The organism is Shewanella sp. AS16 (assembly GCF_021412365.1).
Classification (GTDB): Bacteria; Pseudomonadota; Gammaproteobacteria; order Enterobacterales; family Shewanellaceae; genus Shewanella; species Shewanella salipaludis.
This window is the reverse complement of record NZ_JAKCLK010000390.1, coordinates 1-283: the sequence shown is the minus strand read 5'-3', so window position 1 is coordinate 283 and position 283 is coordinate 1. Positions and strand designations below refer to the sequence as shown.

General features: G+C 47.3%; 1 protein-coding gene. It reads right to left on the bottom strand.

Annotated elements, in window-relative coordinates; all coding sequences use genetic code 11:
* On the bottom strand, positions 1–283 hold a 283-nt coding region (locus LZP73_RS20795; protein WP_234236878.1), incomplete at its 5' end, for a YceD family protein.

The following is a 283-nucleotide window of genomic DNA, read 5'->3' as shown; positions in this document are numbered from 1 at the left end:
TTACTTACGCTTTAAGCTGGCTAATACGGCAAATGGGTTTGGCTTTTGCGCTTCTTCAGGCAGTTCACCAAAGACCATGTCCGCTTCGGACACTTCACAGTGTTCAGAATCATGCACCGGAACTACCGGCAAGGCGAGGATGATTTCATCTTCAACCATTGCAAGCAGATCGATTTCACCGAATTCGTTAACCTCAATCGGTTCATACGCTTCCGGCAGTGCTTCAGCCTGTTCGTCTGAACGCACAGGACTAAAACAATACGTTGTGTAGACCTGATGAGTA